Raw genomic sequence first — 13,623 nt, 5'->3', positions numbered from 1 at the left:
TTTACTTTTTAAGCAGACTTACCCTGAAGGTCCATACATAATCACTTGGCGGGTTATTTTGCAGTTTTTTGGGAATAGAAATGGTAAACCCTGTTGTGTTTGCCTGCCACGACAACGGTTTATCGTAACCCAAAAGATAAACGTCAGCATATTTTTCTGGCTGATGCGCAGTTATTGTAATTTTTTTTGGAAGCTTGGTTTCATTCTCTTCAGCCATATAATAGAAATAAGCACTGCCATTGTCTTTTTGCGTCATGCAAATATTCTTTTCTTTGTATGGTGCCAATGCTTTTGTATCGTAAATGGACTCACTATTTATAGCCATCCAATTTTCGTAATCTTTTAACAAACGATAAGCACCATCTTGCCATTCGCCTTCAGGAGTTGGTGCGATATTGAGCAATAAATTGCCGCCCTTAGCTACAATATCTACCAGTAATTGTATGCCTTTATGACCAGACATGTATACAGCATCGTGAGTGTAAGCCCAGCCACCACCAGAAATAATACAAGATTCCCAAGGGTAGGGTAACGCTTTTTCTGGCACACGGTTTTCTGGTGTTAAGTAATTCTGATTTTTTCCGTGAACAGCTCTGTCAACAACAATAAGCCCTGGTTGTTTTTCTCTTAATTTTCCAACAAGTTCATCCATTCTAATATCTTGCGATACCATTCGGTGTTTTATAAACCCATTAGCAGCTTTATTTTCAGCAAATTTTTCGGCATAATTTTCTTCTAAATTTTGCTGGTCTCGTTTTTTAACCCAGCCACCATCTAACCAAACAACATCAATTTTACCGTAGTCTGTAGCTAATTCTAACAATTGGTTGTGTGTAAATTGTACAAAGTTTTCCCATTCTTCAGGATATAATGCAGGGTCGTAATTAACATTCCTATCAAATGCGGGCCAATAAGGATTCCAGTAACTGTCATGATGCCAATCGGGTTTAGAAAAATAAGCACCAACCCACATATCTTTGGATCTGAATGCTTCGAAGATTTCTTTGGTAATATTTGCTCTGGGATTTGAACTAAAAGCACACGCGTTGTCTGTTACTTTGTAATCTGTGTATTTAGAATCAAACATGGTAAAGCCATCATGATGTTTGGTAGTAAAAATCATGTAACGCATACCTGCTTTGTGTGCAGCCTCTGCCCAATCTTCAGGATTAAATTTTACTGGATTAAAGGTTTTTTTTAATCCTTCATACTCTTTGACATATTCGTTATAGTTGCCTGGGTTGCTTCCTTTTTTGCGCTCACACCAACCGTAGTCTTCTGGACAAATGGACCAGGATTCTACAATACTCCATTGACTGTAAGCACCCCAATGCATTAATAATCCAAATTTAATGTCTTGCCACTGGTCTAGTTTTTCCAGGACCAAGGGATCAGTTTCGGGGACGTATCTTTCATCTTCTAATATAGCTTGAGAAAAAGAAAAACTATAAACAAATAAAAGTAATTGTAGAATATTTTTTTTCATTGGCATGTTTTAACAGGATGTTTTTAGCGTATTAAGTGCGACTGTTTGTATAAGGTTTCGTTGTGTGTTTAAATCACCTAATTTAGCAAATACAAGCCGAATAGAAAATCCGGGAGGATTTTCGTAAGTAGGCTAGAACTAGCAATAAATTATATACGATGTTAGCGGCTGTGATTTTCATTCCAATCTAATTTCGTTATCTTATTTCCATCTATAATCATTACTGAAATTTCTCTGTCCAATCCTGTTCCGTAATGGTCTAAATTTATTAAAGTATAATTTCCATATTGAGTAGTGATAGGGTTGTGAGTATATAAATCACTAAAAAATAAAGGGTTGACTATTTCTATTTCATTATTTTTTATTTCCGCTATGAAAGTCAATTCCGAAAGATGTACAATATAAAGTTCTTTACCATGATTAATAAATGATGAAAATATCTGCACTCCATAAAAATCTAATTTTTTCTCAAATGCATTTGATTTATCTGTATATCCTAGGGCTTCTCCTTTTACTCTTGTATTTATTTCTGTGTCTTTAGCATATGTTAATTTTCTCGGGTCTTTAATAATTTTGATTTCAGATGAACCACCTCCGTGTCCTAATTGAGCAAGAACTACATAGCCATTTTCACTTCTAATTACTGAATTCGTGCAAGTTGATTCAGTAAAGAATGTTTTTGAAGTCTGTTTTTCGTAAAAATAAACTGTTCCTCCCCATTCTCCGTGACAATCTCCATATACAATAAATTCATCGTCTTCAAACAGTTTTGGTTGATGTCTTAAAGGAAAATTATCTTTAAATTTAATCCATTTGTTATCATTCCAGATGTAAATTGAGTTTCCTGATAATCCTCCTAACTGATTATTGATTATCCAATGATACTTAAAATTTTTAGTATTTAATTTACTCTCAAGATTTGTGTTTCGTTCAAAATTGTCAAGTTTGAAACAGGCAAATTTTCCGTTTTCAAAGAGTGAAATGAGTGAATTTTCGTAGATGACTGAAAATGATTTAGGAAAATTTTTAACGTAATCTTTGTCTTCATCAGCATCTTCGTATTTGGTAGAGAAGTAAGGATTTTTGACTACAATATGAGTTGTGTCAAATTCTATTAAATGGTCACTTATAGATACATTAAATTTATCATCAGAATAATTATTTGTATATAGACTATCTTTCGTTATTACAACATTATCCCAATTATGTTTCTGAAAATAATCCACGAGCTGCTTTTCAATATTCAGTTGTTTATTTTGAGCACAGGCTGAAATCGCAAATCCGAAAATTAATAATATGTACAGGTGATTCTTCATCATTTTCGCTAACGCCCTGCTAAACGCAGTTCGGGTATGAAAACGAAGATACGATAAAATGGATAACGAAGCCATGATAGAGTTCTGATAATGATCATGGCATCGGTTGTCAATTAGATAATGAAGATATCGTTAATTGCCATTTTATTGTATTGGGAGTTAGATTACCCGTACCAAATTGCTTTTAGCACTTGTTATGTCATGTTAAGCACTTGAGTGCGTCAGCTGGAGCTGTAATATGCTGATAAGTAAAGGCACAATTTGGTTTAGCAGGGCGTTAGGTCACAATTACTTGTGGGGTGGGAGTGCGTAGCACGTAGCAACACAAGTCAGCTTCAGCTGATTGTGACCTAACGGCTAGGCTATGATTCCGTTGCGAGGAAATTCGGAAGAATTTCGGAGTAGGAATCGAACCAAGTTAAATATAATGTTTTTTGGTTTAGCATTTTGCGAGCAATGGATTATAGCCGGTGTTGGCAATAGTATTTACTTCTTAAAAAATTAATCACTGATTATGTGGTATAATTCGCCAATATAAGTAAACTCAAGTTTGGTTGGAGAATACAAAATCGGTTTGCTTCGAAGTTGAATTATTCCCATCAAAGTATCCCCCTCTTTAAAATGGACTTTATTCATTTTCAAATGATAATATTTAGGGTCATCATAAAGAATATTTTTACCATCAAATTTTGCAAAATCTGCCCAAATAAATGTCTTAATACAGATAGTGTCCGATACTATTATTTTAATCCCATTTCCACCAAGCCCTTGTTTCATAAAACTTATTTCTAAAGTGTTATTTAATTTCTTGTCGAATGAGTAGTCAATGAGATAATCTTTTTCATAAAGGTAGTCTTTAGTTTTGACCTTTGTTTCGGTCGTTTTAATTGTGGGGTCAACAACTATTGTTTGGCAGAAACCAAATTTGAAAATGAAAAGAAGAATTATTGTAAAGAATCTATATTTCATATTATTGTCAACAATTGCATAAACGCAATTATGTTTATTCTCCATGATGTTCATACCTCTAAAAATAATTAAAATTCTTACAAACCGAGTTGGTTTTAAGATTAATTGTGAGTTGGGATTCTATAATCAAAAAGGGTTTTTAGATTAGCTAGGCTGAATCTTCGATTTCTGAATCAAGTTCAGAATGACTGGTTAGTTGTTTTTTGTAATGGATTCAATATCCAGTCCTTCACCGAAACTATAAATGGCAGACATGGCTTCTTTCATGGTGATGGGATAGTATTCAAATTCTGAATTGCTCATATAGCGAATTTCGCCAGCATCGATTTTTGGGGCATCGGGAATGTAGATAGTGGTGTACTTTGCTTTTTTGTCGGTAATGAAGGCTATTCTGTAAGCGCTGTCTTCCTTGAATACAATACCTTGCCAGACTTCGTTGATAACACGGTTTTTGTCGCCAATCATCCGAAACTTGAGCATTTGCAATGAAGGAAAGAAAATAAAGAGTTTTTTTTCAATACCGGAATTCCAGTTTTTTACAATGCCTTTTTCTATTAACAGGCCTGCCAAATAACACAATAGTATGGCTAGGATGATTGTGACAATCAACACGGATGCAGACCCGAAAACGGTGTGCAAATCAAATGTTTCACTTATTTTGGAGCTGATTGGCTGAAGGATTTCGTGCAGATGTTTCCATGCAAATAAAATCAACAAGATAGGTAGTATAAAAAAAAGACCGCCAATAATTAATGCTCTTGATGATTTATTGAAAAGTACCATAGGTCAATTAATTAAATTCCCATCCAAAAGTTGATTGAAACACATAATCAGATACCGAAGCGCCTTCAACAGGTTTGCTGTCGTAATTATAGGTTAGCCCGAGTTTTATAAAGAAATCCAGTGGGAGATCGTATTTCAGATTTAAGTTATAATCTGCTCTATATCTGCCGCCTTCGGTTAAACTGGGATAGAAGGTGACATCGGTTGTAAGGTTAAAGTCCTTGACATCAAAAATATCCAGCATGAAGCCTATATAGGCTTCCAATGAATTTCTGCTGGTATTGTTAATGTCATTAAATTTTTCGTTGTTGAAGGCCAGACCAAAACCGCCGCCAAAGTACATACTATTGGAGTGAATGATGTATTTACCCAAACCACTTTTGACTGTTGAACGCAACTGGAGTTTTTGCTCGTCGTTGGATAAAAAGTCACCTGAAAACGAATAAAACCAATCATTCTTCATAAAGTATTTAAGACCTGCCGATGCGTCCATACGGCTGGTTGCTTCCACACTGTCCTGATTACTTCTTACTTCATTATAGCTACCGTGAAATCTCCATTTGTAAGCTGTATAGCTTATATTACTATTAATTGAAAGTTGACTTAAATTGTTGCTTTTTGTGATGTTATAGCCCAATGAAACCGAAGCGACAATTCGGGACAGGAATTTTTTCTTCACGGGATTGATGTAAACAATATCCTTGATGTCTACTTTATCGTTATTATAGCCTTTTAATGTCACCACTGCCGAATCTCCAGGTTGCGTGTACATGGTACTGTTGATACGGGTTCCATCGGACAACGTCATCAAATAGGTTTGCTTACTTTTAATACTAATGATATCAATCCAGGTAATGGTGAAATCGGAATCACTGTAATCCGTTTCAATGGTCACAACACCACGATCCATAGACTTAATTTCACCAACTAATTTGTCATTATTTTTTAGAACAATGGTGTCATTTTGAGCGCATAAAGTCAGGGGCATGAGGAGCAGTAAATAGTTACAAATTATTTTACAGTATTTCATGAAATATGATTTTGTATGTCTTTTATCCTTTTGGGAACAATAATACAATTATAGCCCTAAATCCCCAATCGGCGGTATTGGCATTACCATAAGGTATTCTCGGGCCAATGGCAAATTGCGTGAGCTGCTTTCCGATGCTAAATACTTTGGCACCAACCAGATGCAAACTTCCTGATGTACCATCTGTGTCCCAATTTTGTGTAAGCTCTGTATTAATTGTTAATGAATAGCCACCCTTAAAATTTCTGGCTATAAATGGTTGTAAAAACGTATTATTGACATCAGCTCGATCATCACTGCCAGCTACAGACCAAATGTGGTTTGCCAAAGCACCAATAGTAAATTGTCCAGCTTGTTTTAACATGACGACTGTGGGTCCCATCCCAAACTTTTCGGTGCCCAGAAGGTCATCGGTTGCAGTAGGTACCAAAAATACAGGTCCAGCACCCCAAATAAGACCACTGGAAGTGGGTTCCTTTGGTGAGAAAAAACCACTTAACACGGCATCACTCAATCCAAATTGACTACCGCTGTTACCATAAACGTTATTTTGAGAAATAACAGGTAAAATAACACGCCCGATTAGATTCCAATTTTCACTTAAGCTAATGGGGACAACAGGTTGAATGTTCAAGGTCATTCTGGATCCGTTTTCAGGACCTATGCCAAAGTCAAAATTCCCCTGAAAGGGTACACTTATCAAACTGGCAACAGGATTCTGTAATTGCTTAGCTAAAGCATCTGCCTGGGATTCTTGAGGGGCCTCCTCGTTATTTTCTGTGTTTTGGGAATAGGTATAACTATAACAGAAAATAAATAATAGTAGAAGATATGCTTTCATTTTTTGGTTGTTGTTTCCCTACTAAAATAATGTTTTTTTACGGTAATTCAATCATTTTAAGTATTTAGCCAATTTTTTAAAATTTGTTTTCCATTTGGAGTTAATATGGATTCCGGGTGAAACTGCACGGATCTTACGTCGTAATGGGTGTGTTTGAGGGACATGATATGACCATTACTGTCAACAGATGTTGCTTCTAAACAATTCGGTAATATGGGACTGACCACCCAAGAATGATATCTGCCGACTTCCATAGTGCTCTCAAGACCTTTGAACAAATAGTCCTCTTTATCGGTTATCTGTATGGTTGTAGCTACACCATGGAATACTGTGTCAAGGTTAATGAGTGTGCCACCAAAAACTTCAGCAATAGCTTGTTGCCCCAAACAAATACCCAAGATGCTTTTTGTTGATGCATATTGCTGAATCAAAGGTTTGAGTAATCCAGCTTCTTCAGGGATACCAGGTCCTGGCGACAACAATATTTTTGTGTATTGGTCAGCAAGTTCCAGTTCAAATTGATCATTTCTTACAACCGTAACATGACAATCTAAATCTTCCAGATAATGAACCAAATTGAAGGTAAAGCTATCATAATTATCAATAACCAAAACACGCTTCATGAGTAATAAAAACTTTCTGTTAGCGATGCTAATTTACCGAACATTTTGCTAAACTAGTCTACAATTTTGACTTATAATGAACAGATGTTTCTTAAAAATAGATAACAAAAAAAAACTACCATACAATGATGGTAGTTCTTCTAGTTACTAGATATTTAAAGAGAATTAGTTAGCTATTAATCGAATCTTTTCCAGTAACTTGTTTAATTCTCGGGATTCATCTTTGGTTAGTTGGCTTGTTAGGTCTTTTTCTATATTGTCAATCAATACATCCAAGGTCTTTAAAACCTCCAGACCCTTATTTGTAATATTAATATTTACTTTTCGTTTGTTTTTAGCATTTACTTCTTTGGTCACATAACCCTTCGCGATTAATTTGTCAATCAAGCGTGTGGTGTTACTATTTTTAGTAATCATACGTTCTTGAACGTTGGCTAACGTGGAAGCGACACCTTTTTGACCTCTCAATATTCTCAGAACATTAAATTGTTCAATGGATACGGCATGTGACTTAAGAGCATCATTTAATTCATAATTGACCAAACAGGCCGTATAAATTAAACTAACCACAGTTTTTTTGGAATCGGATAACGATTTACTTGTTTTAAGAATGTCTTCAATTCTCATTACAACTGTTGTATATACAAATGTAAAAAAATAAATATATAAATAGCTTAAAATTAAATATTTGTTAAACATTATTTGGTTTCAGCAGTTATATCTAATTTTAGTGAAATGAAGTATCTAGTTTTATTCTTTGGAATTTGTTTGTTTAATTGCAATCAAGAAAAAAAAGATGTTGTAGCAGATTCCAATACTATTAAGGTCGAAGAAGTTCAAACGCAAGAGCCAGCAATTTCACTTGAGATTCATGATTTTACTGGTATTGAAAAATATTTGAAGTTTTCTGATGAAAAGACCTATGTTGTGAATTTTTGGGCTACCTGGTGCGGACCTTGTGTGAAGGAGCTTCCATATTTTGAAAAATTAGGGGCAACGTATGAATCAGAAAATGTTGAAGTGATTTTGATCAGTCTGGACTTCCCTAAACAGTATGATTCCAAATTAAAACCTTTCATTGTTGAAAAGAAGCTGCAATCTAAAGTTGTTGTGTTGAATGATGTGGATAGTAATTATTGGATTCCTAAAGTTGATGAAAATTGGTCAGGAGCTATTCCGGCCACATTGATATACAATAAAGAGAAAAGGCAATTCTATGAACAGTCTTTTAATTATGAAGAACTAGAAACCGAACTCAAACACTTTTTAAACTAATTATTATGAAAACACTAAAAACAGTATTCGCACTTATAGCAGTTGTGACCTTATTTTCATTTACCGCAACCAATGACAGCGGCGGTTATGAAATAGGCGATATTGCTACAGATTTTAGTCTGGAAAACATTGATGGTAAAATGGTATCCTTGGCCGATTTTAAAGAAGCCAAAGGTTTTATTGTTGTATTTACTTGCAATACCTGCCCTTACGCAGTTGCCTATGAAGATCGCGTTGAAGCGCTGAACAAAAAGTATGCTGATAAAGGCTATCCGGTTATTGCCATCATGCCTAATAATACCGATGTGAAACCTGGTGACAATATGGAGGCTATGCAAGCCAGAGCCAAAGCCAAAGGCTTTACCTTTCCTTATTTAATGGATAAAGGCCAAAAGATTTATCCGCAATATGGCGCTACAAAAACACCGCATGTATTTGTATTGCAAAAAACCAAAAAGGGTAATGTGGTTAAATATATTGGAGCCATAGATGATAATTACCAAGATGCCAATGCTGTTAATCAGAAGTATGTAGAAAACGCCGTTGATGCTTTATTGTCAGGCAAAGAAATTACCGAAACCAAGACCCGAGCCATAGGCTGCTCTATAAAAGTTTAGAAAAATAAAGAATCCGAAGCGTAACACTTCGGATTTTTTTTCGTCTGTTAATCAATAAATCTTAATTTTGTTATAAATCAAAAAAAAGAGATATGGCAGATTTGACCCAAACCGAATGGCGTGAAAAATTGGAAAATGATTCCAATGCCGTCATCATTGATGTTCGAACAGAGCAAGAAATAGATGAAGGCTATATTCCTGAAGCATTACATATGGATATTTATCAAGGTCAGGCTTTTATGGACAAAGTTCAAGAACTTGACAAAGATAAGACCTACTATATTTATTGCCGATCTGGTGCAAGAAGTGCCCAGGCATGTGCCATCATGAATCAGTTGGGATTTAATAAAACCTATAATCTTTTAGGTGGCTTTTCAGAATGGCAAGGTGCGATAACCCATAAATAATTAGAGATGAAAAAACATATTGTATTCGTTGCACTGCTCATGTTTATTGGCGTTAGCAGTTGTAAAAAAGAAGAAAAAAAAGGTGAGGTAAAAGTGGTTTCTGTTGAAGAAATGCAGTCTTTAATGGAACTGGAGGATATTCAATTGGTGGATGTTAGAACTCCAGGTGAGTATGCCGAAGGTTATATTGAAAATTTTCAGAACATTGATTTTTTATCTCCAACCTTTGATGAAGATATTGCCAAATTAGATAAAAACAAACCCGTGATTTTATATTGTAAATCTGGAGGTCGCAGTGCCAGCTGTGCTCAAAAAATGCTAGATGCTGGGTTTGTAAAAATTTATGATTTGGAAGGTGGTATTTCAAAATGGCAACATGAAGGGATGGAAGTGAAAGTGTTGCAGTAACGATCTTATCATTTGAAACACAAAGGGAATGGCCCGTTAGGTATTTCAAAGCCTTCTGGATAGCGACTGTTGAATAAAATCAATTCACTGTAGTAACAATTTTCCTCGGTCGAAACTATTTTGACGTTTATTTTATCCCCAAGTTTTACATCTAAATTTTCATTAAGGATTTTTATGCATGTTATATTGTATTCACAATCATTTAACCAAGTCACTTTCCAGACCATTTCCAATTTACCATGGTCATAACTTTTTTGAATTGAATCCTGTCTTGAGGTTATTTTATTTTCAAGGGTTGGGTAGATAAAATCTCCATTTAAAAATTTCTTACAATTGGTTTCTTGCGCTCTAGCGCTTAATGATGAGATTGTAATTAGAACTAATAAAAAATTTTTAATTATTTTCATGGGATAACACAAATAAAACTCTCCTATGCACTAGGCTAGGAGAGCATTAGTGGAGTCGGAGAGAATCGAACTCTCGTCCAAACAAGTAACCAAAGGGCTTTCTACACGTTTATTCTGTTCTTATTTTTTCGATTGCAAGCTGGTTACAGACAACCTACTGACAACTTATCTTCTTTAGTTTCAAACGCAAATCGAAGCGTTTTACGTTCTATATTAACATTTACGATGCCTCTAATCGAACGCCGTTAATCAAGGCTTTCAGGAGACATTTAGCTTGTACACCTTGTGTACCTAGGCCAATCCTACTATGATTCGGATTAGGCAGCTAAAGCGTAGTTATTCTCGCCGTTTAAAAGTTTGACCTAGCCTTTTACGTGTTTCAAAGTCATTACACGACGTGCTTACCATTTCATTAATCTTGCTGTCAAAACCAGTCGACCCCAATTTTACAATTATCTGAAATGATAAAGGTCTGCAAAGTTATCAAAAAGTTTGTATAACCTTACCAATACGCTTATTTTCGTGCAATAATTATTCCAATTTTCAATTTATGAAGTTTGCCATTATTAAAGAGCGCAAAAACCCACCAGATAGACGAGTGGTTTTTTCACCTAAAAAACTTGCTGAAGCCAGAGCACAGTTTCCACAAGCGGAGTTTGTGGTTGAATCCAGTGATATTCGTGTGTTTCCGGATTCTGCTTATAAAGCTTTAGGTTTTCAGGTGACTGATAATGTGTCAGATTGTGATGTGATGATTGGGGTTAAAGAAGTGCCTATTGAAAACCTCATTCCCAATAAGAAATACTTTTATTTCTCACATACCATCAAAAAGCAACCATACAACCGTAAGTTGTTGCAAGCGATGCTGGAGAAAAATATTGATATGTATGACCACGAAACTATTGTTAAAAAAAGTGGTGCACGTTTAATTGGCTTTGGACGTTATGCTGGTTTAGTAGGTGCTTACAATGGATTTAGAGCCTTAGGATTACGAGAAGGTTTGTTTGATTTACCCAAAGTGGAAACCTTGGCCGATTTAAATGAGGTTAAAGCGGAATTGGATAAAATAACCATTCCAAACATTAAAATTTTACTGTCAGGAACCGGTAAGGTAGCCCTTGGCGCCAAAGAAATATTGGATCATTTACAAATCAAGGAGGTTAGCGATGCTTTGTATTTAACTTCTGAATTTTCTGAACCAGTTTATTGTCGGGTGGATGTGATGGAATACAACAAACGTAAAGATGGTAGAGTGGGCGATAAGTGGGAATTTTACAAGGATCCAACAGGTTATGAAAGTAATTTTATGCCATATGCCAAACAAACAGACTTTTTTATAGCAGGTCATTTTTATGGCAACAATGCACCATTTTTGTTCACAAGGGAAGATGCCAAACATCCAGAATTTAGAATTAATCTGGTAGCGGATATTAGCTGTGATGTTGATGGTCCGGTTGCATCAACCTTGAGAGCTTCAACTATTGCCGACCCATTTTATGGGTACGATGCCCAAACCGAAAGCGAAGTAGCTTATGATGCCAAAGGCGCTATAACGGTTATGGCAGTTGATAATTTACCTTGTGAATTGCCTAAAGATGCCAGTGAAGGATTTGGTGACATGTTTTTGGAACATGTGATTCCTGCTTTTTTTAATAACGATGAACGTGGTATTTTAAAACGTGCCAAAATTACCAATAATGGTAAGCTAACGGAACGATTTGCCTACCTTCAAGACTATGTAGATGGGAAATAGTAAAACAGCATTAATAACAGGAGGTGCTTCCGGAATAGGTTATGAATTGGCTTTATTGTTTGCCAAAGATGGTTATAATTTAGTATTGGTTGATATTAATGCTGATAAACTGGAGGAAACCAAACAGGAAATAGAATCGGCATATCATGTATCCGTGCAAATCATGGCGAAGGATTTAAGTCTAGTCAATATTTCGGATGAGATTGTTTCTGAATTGGGAGATACTCAAATAGATGCTCTAGTCAACAATGCTGGTTTTGGTGCCTTTGGTCTTTTTCATGAGGTTGATTGGAAACGACAATCGCAAATGCTGAATTTACATGTTTTAACAACCACACATCTTACCAAATTACTTTTGAAAGGAATGGTTAAGCGTGGTTCGGGCATGATATTAAATTTATCATCTTTAGCAGCCTTTCAGCCTGGACCTCTAATGTCTTTATATTATGCTACCAAAGGTTTTATTCTGTCATTTTCAGAAGCCATAGCGAACGAATTAAAGGGAACAGGTGTTACGGTTACGGCACTTTGTCCTGGACCAACCAAAACATCTTTTCAAGAAGTGGTAGCCAGTGCTTCTTCCGAGAATAAAATTACCTTTAATATGGCTAGTGCTAAAGAAGTTGCGGCTTATGGTTATAAAGCCATGAAAAAAGGAAAAACCGTTGCTATTCCTGGCGGGTTGAATAAAATACTGGGAACCTTGCCCCGTTTCATCCCTCGAAATATGGCAACGAGAATTGTTAGACGCATTCAGGAGAAGAATAGAGAATAAGGATAAAAAAGGGAACTAAAATGTTCCCTTTTTTGTCTTAAGATTTTAGAATATCAATCATAATATCCATTTCCTTGACTAGCTTTTCGGTTTGACCGCTATAGCCAACGGATCTAAAACGGACTTTCCCATCTTTATCGATAATGACTTTGGTTGGAATTCCAGTAACACCATATTTTTCAGCAACTTCAAAGTCTTGACTATTTTCAGATTCCATATCATACAGCACGTGGAAATCATAGTTGTTTTCTGAAATAAAATCGGTTACTAATTTTTCACGATTGTCACCTCTTTCAAAAGTATCTACAAACAGTAGAACAACACCTTCGTCGTCTTTGTATTTAGTGACAACTTCCTGCATTCCTGGAAACGATGCTTTGCAAGGACCACACCAGGTAGCCCAAAAATCCAAAATAACCGTTTTACCTTTTAATGATTCTAAAGATACCTCTTCGCCAGCTGTATTTTTTAAGGCAAATACTGGGGCATCCTCATTAATCATCTTTTCTTTGATTTCGTTTTTGTAATTATCATAGGCCACTTTTTCCAGTTCGGCCAATTTATTTTCAAAAGACTCTGTTTCGGCATGAGTATTAGTAAAGGCTTCTTTATAATATGCCTTTATTTTTTCGGAACCATTTCCCGATTTAATGTAAGCTTCTGCTTTTTCAACAACCAAATCATATTGTTTATCAGCTGTTAAAAATTCGATGTAACGTTCATTCATTTCACCATTTTTTCCTTCGCCAACTGCTTGTTCTTGATATTCTATGGCTTCTTTGACCTTACCTTGCTTAAACAAAATAAGCGCATAGGTATCCGCATACATATTATAGGAACTTTCTAAACTATTTTCATATTGGTTTTTGGTATAGAAGTCAGGTTTGTCACCTGGATTCGCTTGGGCTTGCTTCATAAGATCCAGGGATTCTT

The 13,623-nt window shown here is 35.6% G+C and carries 16 protein-coding genes and 1 other RNA gene; 6 read left to right on the top strand and 11 right to left on the bottom strand.

Going from position 1 to position 13,623, the window contains the following annotated elements; genetic code table 11:
• Window position 1: 1 nt before the first annotated feature.
• From ACKXGU_RS04925 to ACKXGU_RS04890, 8 genes are all read right to left on the bottom strand, one after another.
• Window positions 2-1,486, bottom strand: coding sequence for an alpha-L-fucosidase (locus ACKXGU_RS04925; protein WP_463466943.1), 1,485 nt, complete (start codon window positions 1,484-1,486; stop codon window positions 2-4).
• 161 nt (window positions 1,487-1,647) lie between these two features.
• Window positions 1,648-2,877, bottom strand: a complete 1,230-nt coding sequence (locus tag ACKXGU_RS04920; protein WP_463466942.1) for a hypothetical protein — start codon at window positions 2,875-2,877, stop codon at window positions 1,648-1,650.
• A gap of 426 nt (window positions 2,878-3,303) precedes the next feature.
• The gene (locus tag ACKXGU_RS04915) at window positions 3,304-3,816 is read right to left on the bottom strand and encodes a hypothetical protein (RefSeq protein WP_463466941.1); all 513 of its coding nucleotides are present in this window, start codon (window positions 3,814-3,816) and stop codon (window positions 3,304-3,306) included.
• A 147-nt stretch (window positions 3,817-3,963) separates the two neighbouring features.
• Window positions 3,964-4,554, bottom strand: a complete 591-nt coding sequence (locus tag ACKXGU_RS04910) for a hypothetical protein (RefSeq protein ID WP_463466940.1) — start codon at window positions 4,552-4,554, stop codon at window positions 3,964-3,966.
• Between the two features lie 7 nt (window positions 4,555-4,561).
• Complete coding sequence (locus ACKXGU_RS04905; protein WP_463466939.1) at window positions 4,562-5,584, bottom strand: DUF481 domain-containing protein; 1,023 nt, start codon at window positions 5,582-5,584, stop codon at window positions 4,562-4,564.
• A gap of 22 nt (window positions 5,585-5,606) precedes the next feature.
• On the bottom strand, window positions 5,607-6,425 hold the full coding sequence (locus ACKXGU_RS04900) for a hypothetical protein (protein ID WP_463466938.1): 819 nt from the start codon (window positions 6,423-6,425) through the stop codon (window positions 5,607-5,609).
• A gap of 56 nt (window positions 6,426-6,481) precedes the next feature.
• Window positions 6,482-7,048, bottom strand: coding sequence for an anthranilate synthase component II (locus ACKXGU_RS04895; RefSeq protein ID WP_463466937.1), 567 nt, complete (start codon window positions 7,046-7,048; stop codon window positions 6,482-6,484).
• Between the two features lie 165 nt (window positions 7,049-7,213).
• Window positions 7,214-7,675, bottom strand: coding sequence for a MarR family winged helix-turn-helix transcriptional regulator (locus ACKXGU_RS04890; RefSeq protein ID WP_463466936.1), 462 nt, complete (start codon window positions 7,673-7,675; stop codon window positions 7,214-7,216).
• Between the two features lie 108 nt (window positions 7,676-7,783).
• Between ACKXGU_RS04890 and ACKXGU_RS04885 the strand changes: the two genes are divergently transcribed.
• The 4 genes from ACKXGU_RS04885 (at window position 7,784) to ACKXGU_RS04870 (ending at window position 9,755) form a co-directional block, all read left to right on the top strand.
• Window positions 7,784-8,323 carry a TlpA disulfide reductase family protein gene (locus ACKXGU_RS04885; RefSeq protein ID WP_463466935.1) on the top strand — a complete coding sequence of 180 codons (540 nt, stop codon included), beginning with the start codon at window positions 7,784-7,786 and terminating at the stop codon, window positions 8,321-8,323.
• A 5-nt stretch (window positions 8,324-8,328) separates the two neighbouring features.
• Entirely contained in the window at window positions 8,329-8,940 is a 612-nt protein-coding gene (locus tag ACKXGU_RS04880) for a thioredoxin family protein (protein WP_463466934.1), read from the top strand.
• A gap of 92 nt (window positions 8,941-9,032) precedes the next feature.
• On the top strand, window positions 9,033-9,347 hold the full coding sequence (locus tag ACKXGU_RS04875; protein WP_463466933.1) for a rhodanese-like domain-containing protein: 315 nt from the start codon (window positions 9,033-9,035) through the stop codon (window positions 9,345-9,347).
• 6 nt (window positions 9,348-9,353) lie between these two features.
• Window positions 9,354-9,755: a rhodanese-like domain-containing protein gene (locus ACKXGU_RS04870; protein ID WP_463466932.1), complete on the top strand. Its 402-nt coding sequence runs from the start codon at window positions 9,354-9,356 to the stop codon at window positions 9,753-9,755.
• Between the two features lie 8 nt (window positions 9,756-9,763).
• Here the strand turns inward: ACKXGU_RS04870 and ACKXGU_RS04865 are convergent, their stop codons facing one another.
• On the bottom strand, window positions 9,764-10,162 hold the full coding sequence (locus ACKXGU_RS04865; RefSeq protein ID WP_463466931.1) for a hypothetical protein: 399 nt from the start codon (window positions 10,160-10,162) through the stop codon (window positions 9,764-9,766).
• Between the two features lie 47 nt (window positions 10,163-10,209).
• Window positions 10,210-10,604, bottom strand: a transfer-messenger RNA (tmRNA) gene (ssrA, locus tag ACKXGU_RS04860).
• A gap of 108 nt (window positions 10,605-10,712) precedes the next feature.
• Between ssrA and ACKXGU_RS04855 the strand changes: the two genes are divergently transcribed.
• A complete protein-coding gene (locus ACKXGU_RS04855; RefSeq protein WP_463466930.1) occupies window positions 10,713-11,915 on the top strand; it encodes an NAD(P)-dependent oxidoreductase in 1,203 nt (400 codons plus the stop codon).
• Entirely contained in the window at window positions 11,905-12,690 is a 786-nt protein-coding gene (locus tag ACKXGU_RS04850) for an SDR family NAD(P)-dependent oxidoreductase (RefSeq protein ID WP_463466929.1), read from the top strand. Before ACKXGU_RS04855 ends, ACKXGU_RS04850 begins: the two co-directional genes overlap by 11 nt.
• Before the next feature lie 37 nt (window positions 12,691-12,727).
• Here the strand turns inward: ACKXGU_RS04850 and ACKXGU_RS04845 are convergent, their stop codons facing one another.
• On the bottom strand, window positions 12,728-13,606 hold the full coding sequence (locus ACKXGU_RS04845) for a TlpA family protein disulfide reductase (protein ID WP_463466928.1): 879 nt from the start codon (window positions 13,604-13,606) through the stop codon (window positions 12,728-12,730).
• Between the last annotated feature and the right edge of the window lie 17 nt (window positions 13,607-13,623).

It is taken from the genome of Hanstruepera sp. CR43 (genome assembly GCF_055227665.1).
Note: the sequence above shows the minus strand (reverse complement) of the source record. Positions and strands in the feature narration are given on the sequence as shown.

What these genes read in the sequence shown, in the direction of transcription:
- ACKXGU_RS04925 (WP_463466943.1), bottom strand. Translation starts at nt 1,486, where the DNA reads ATGAAAAAAAATATTCTACAATTACTTTTATTTGTTTATAGTTTTTCT.
- ACKXGU_RS04920 (WP_463466942.1), bottom strand. Translation starts at nt 2,877, where the DNA reads ATGGCTTCGTTATCCATTTTATCGTATCTTCGTTTTCATACCCGAACT.
- ACKXGU_RS04915 (WP_463466941.1), bottom strand. Translation starts at nt 3,816, where the DNA reads ATGGAGAATAAACATAATTGCGTTTATGCAATTGTTGACAATAATATG.
- ACKXGU_RS04910 (WP_463466940.1), bottom strand. Translation starts at nt 4,554, where the DNA reads ATGGTACTTTTCAATAAATCATCAAGAGCATTAATTATTGGCGGTCTT.
- ACKXGU_RS04905 (WP_463466939.1), bottom strand. Translation starts at nt 5,584, where the DNA reads ATGAAATACTGTAAAATAATTTGTAACTATTTACTGCTCCTCATGCCC.
- ACKXGU_RS04900 (WP_463466938.1), bottom strand. Translation starts at nt 6,425, where the DNA reads ATGAAAGCATATCTTCTACTATTATTTATTTTCTGTTATAGTTATACC.
- ACKXGU_RS04895 (WP_463466937.1), bottom strand. Translation starts at nt 7,048, where the DNA reads ATGAAGCGTGTTTTGGTTATTGATAATTATGATAGCTTTACCTTCAAT.
- ACKXGU_RS04890 (WP_463466936.1), bottom strand. Translation starts at nt 7,675, where the DNA reads ATGAGAATTGAAGACATTCTTAAAACAAGTAAATCGTTATCCGATTCC.
- ACKXGU_RS04885 (WP_463466935.1), top strand. Translation starts at nt 7,784, where the DNA reads ATGAAGTATCTAGTTTTATTCTTTGGAATTTGTTTGTTTAATTGCAAT.
- ACKXGU_RS04880 (WP_463466934.1), top strand. Translation starts at nt 8,329, where the DNA reads ATGAAAACACTAAAAACAGTATTCGCACTTATAGCAGTTGTGACCTTA.
- ACKXGU_RS04875 (WP_463466933.1), top strand. Translation starts at nt 9,033, where the DNA reads ATGGCAGATTTGACCCAAACCGAATGGCGTGAAAAATTGGAAAATGAT.
- ACKXGU_RS04870 (WP_463466932.1), top strand. Translation starts at nt 9,354, where the DNA reads ATGAAAAAACATATTGTATTCGTTGCACTGCTCATGTTTATTGGCGTT.
- ACKXGU_RS04865 (WP_463466931.1), bottom strand. Translation starts at nt 10,162, where the DNA reads ATGAAAATAATTAAAAATTTTTTATTAGTTCTAATTACAATCTCATCA.
- ACKXGU_RS04855 (WP_463466930.1), top strand. Translation starts at nt 10,713, where the DNA reads ATGAAGTTTGCCATTATTAAAGAGCGCAAAAACCCACCAGATAGACGA.
- ACKXGU_RS04850 (WP_463466929.1), top strand. Translation starts at nt 11,905, where the DNA reads ATGGGAAATAGTAAAACAGCATTAATAACAGGAGGTGCTTCCGGAATA.
- ACKXGU_RS04845 (WP_463466928.1), bottom strand. Translation starts at nt 13,606, where the DNA reads ATGAAGCAAGCCCAAGCGAATCCAGGTGACAAACCTGACTTCTATACC.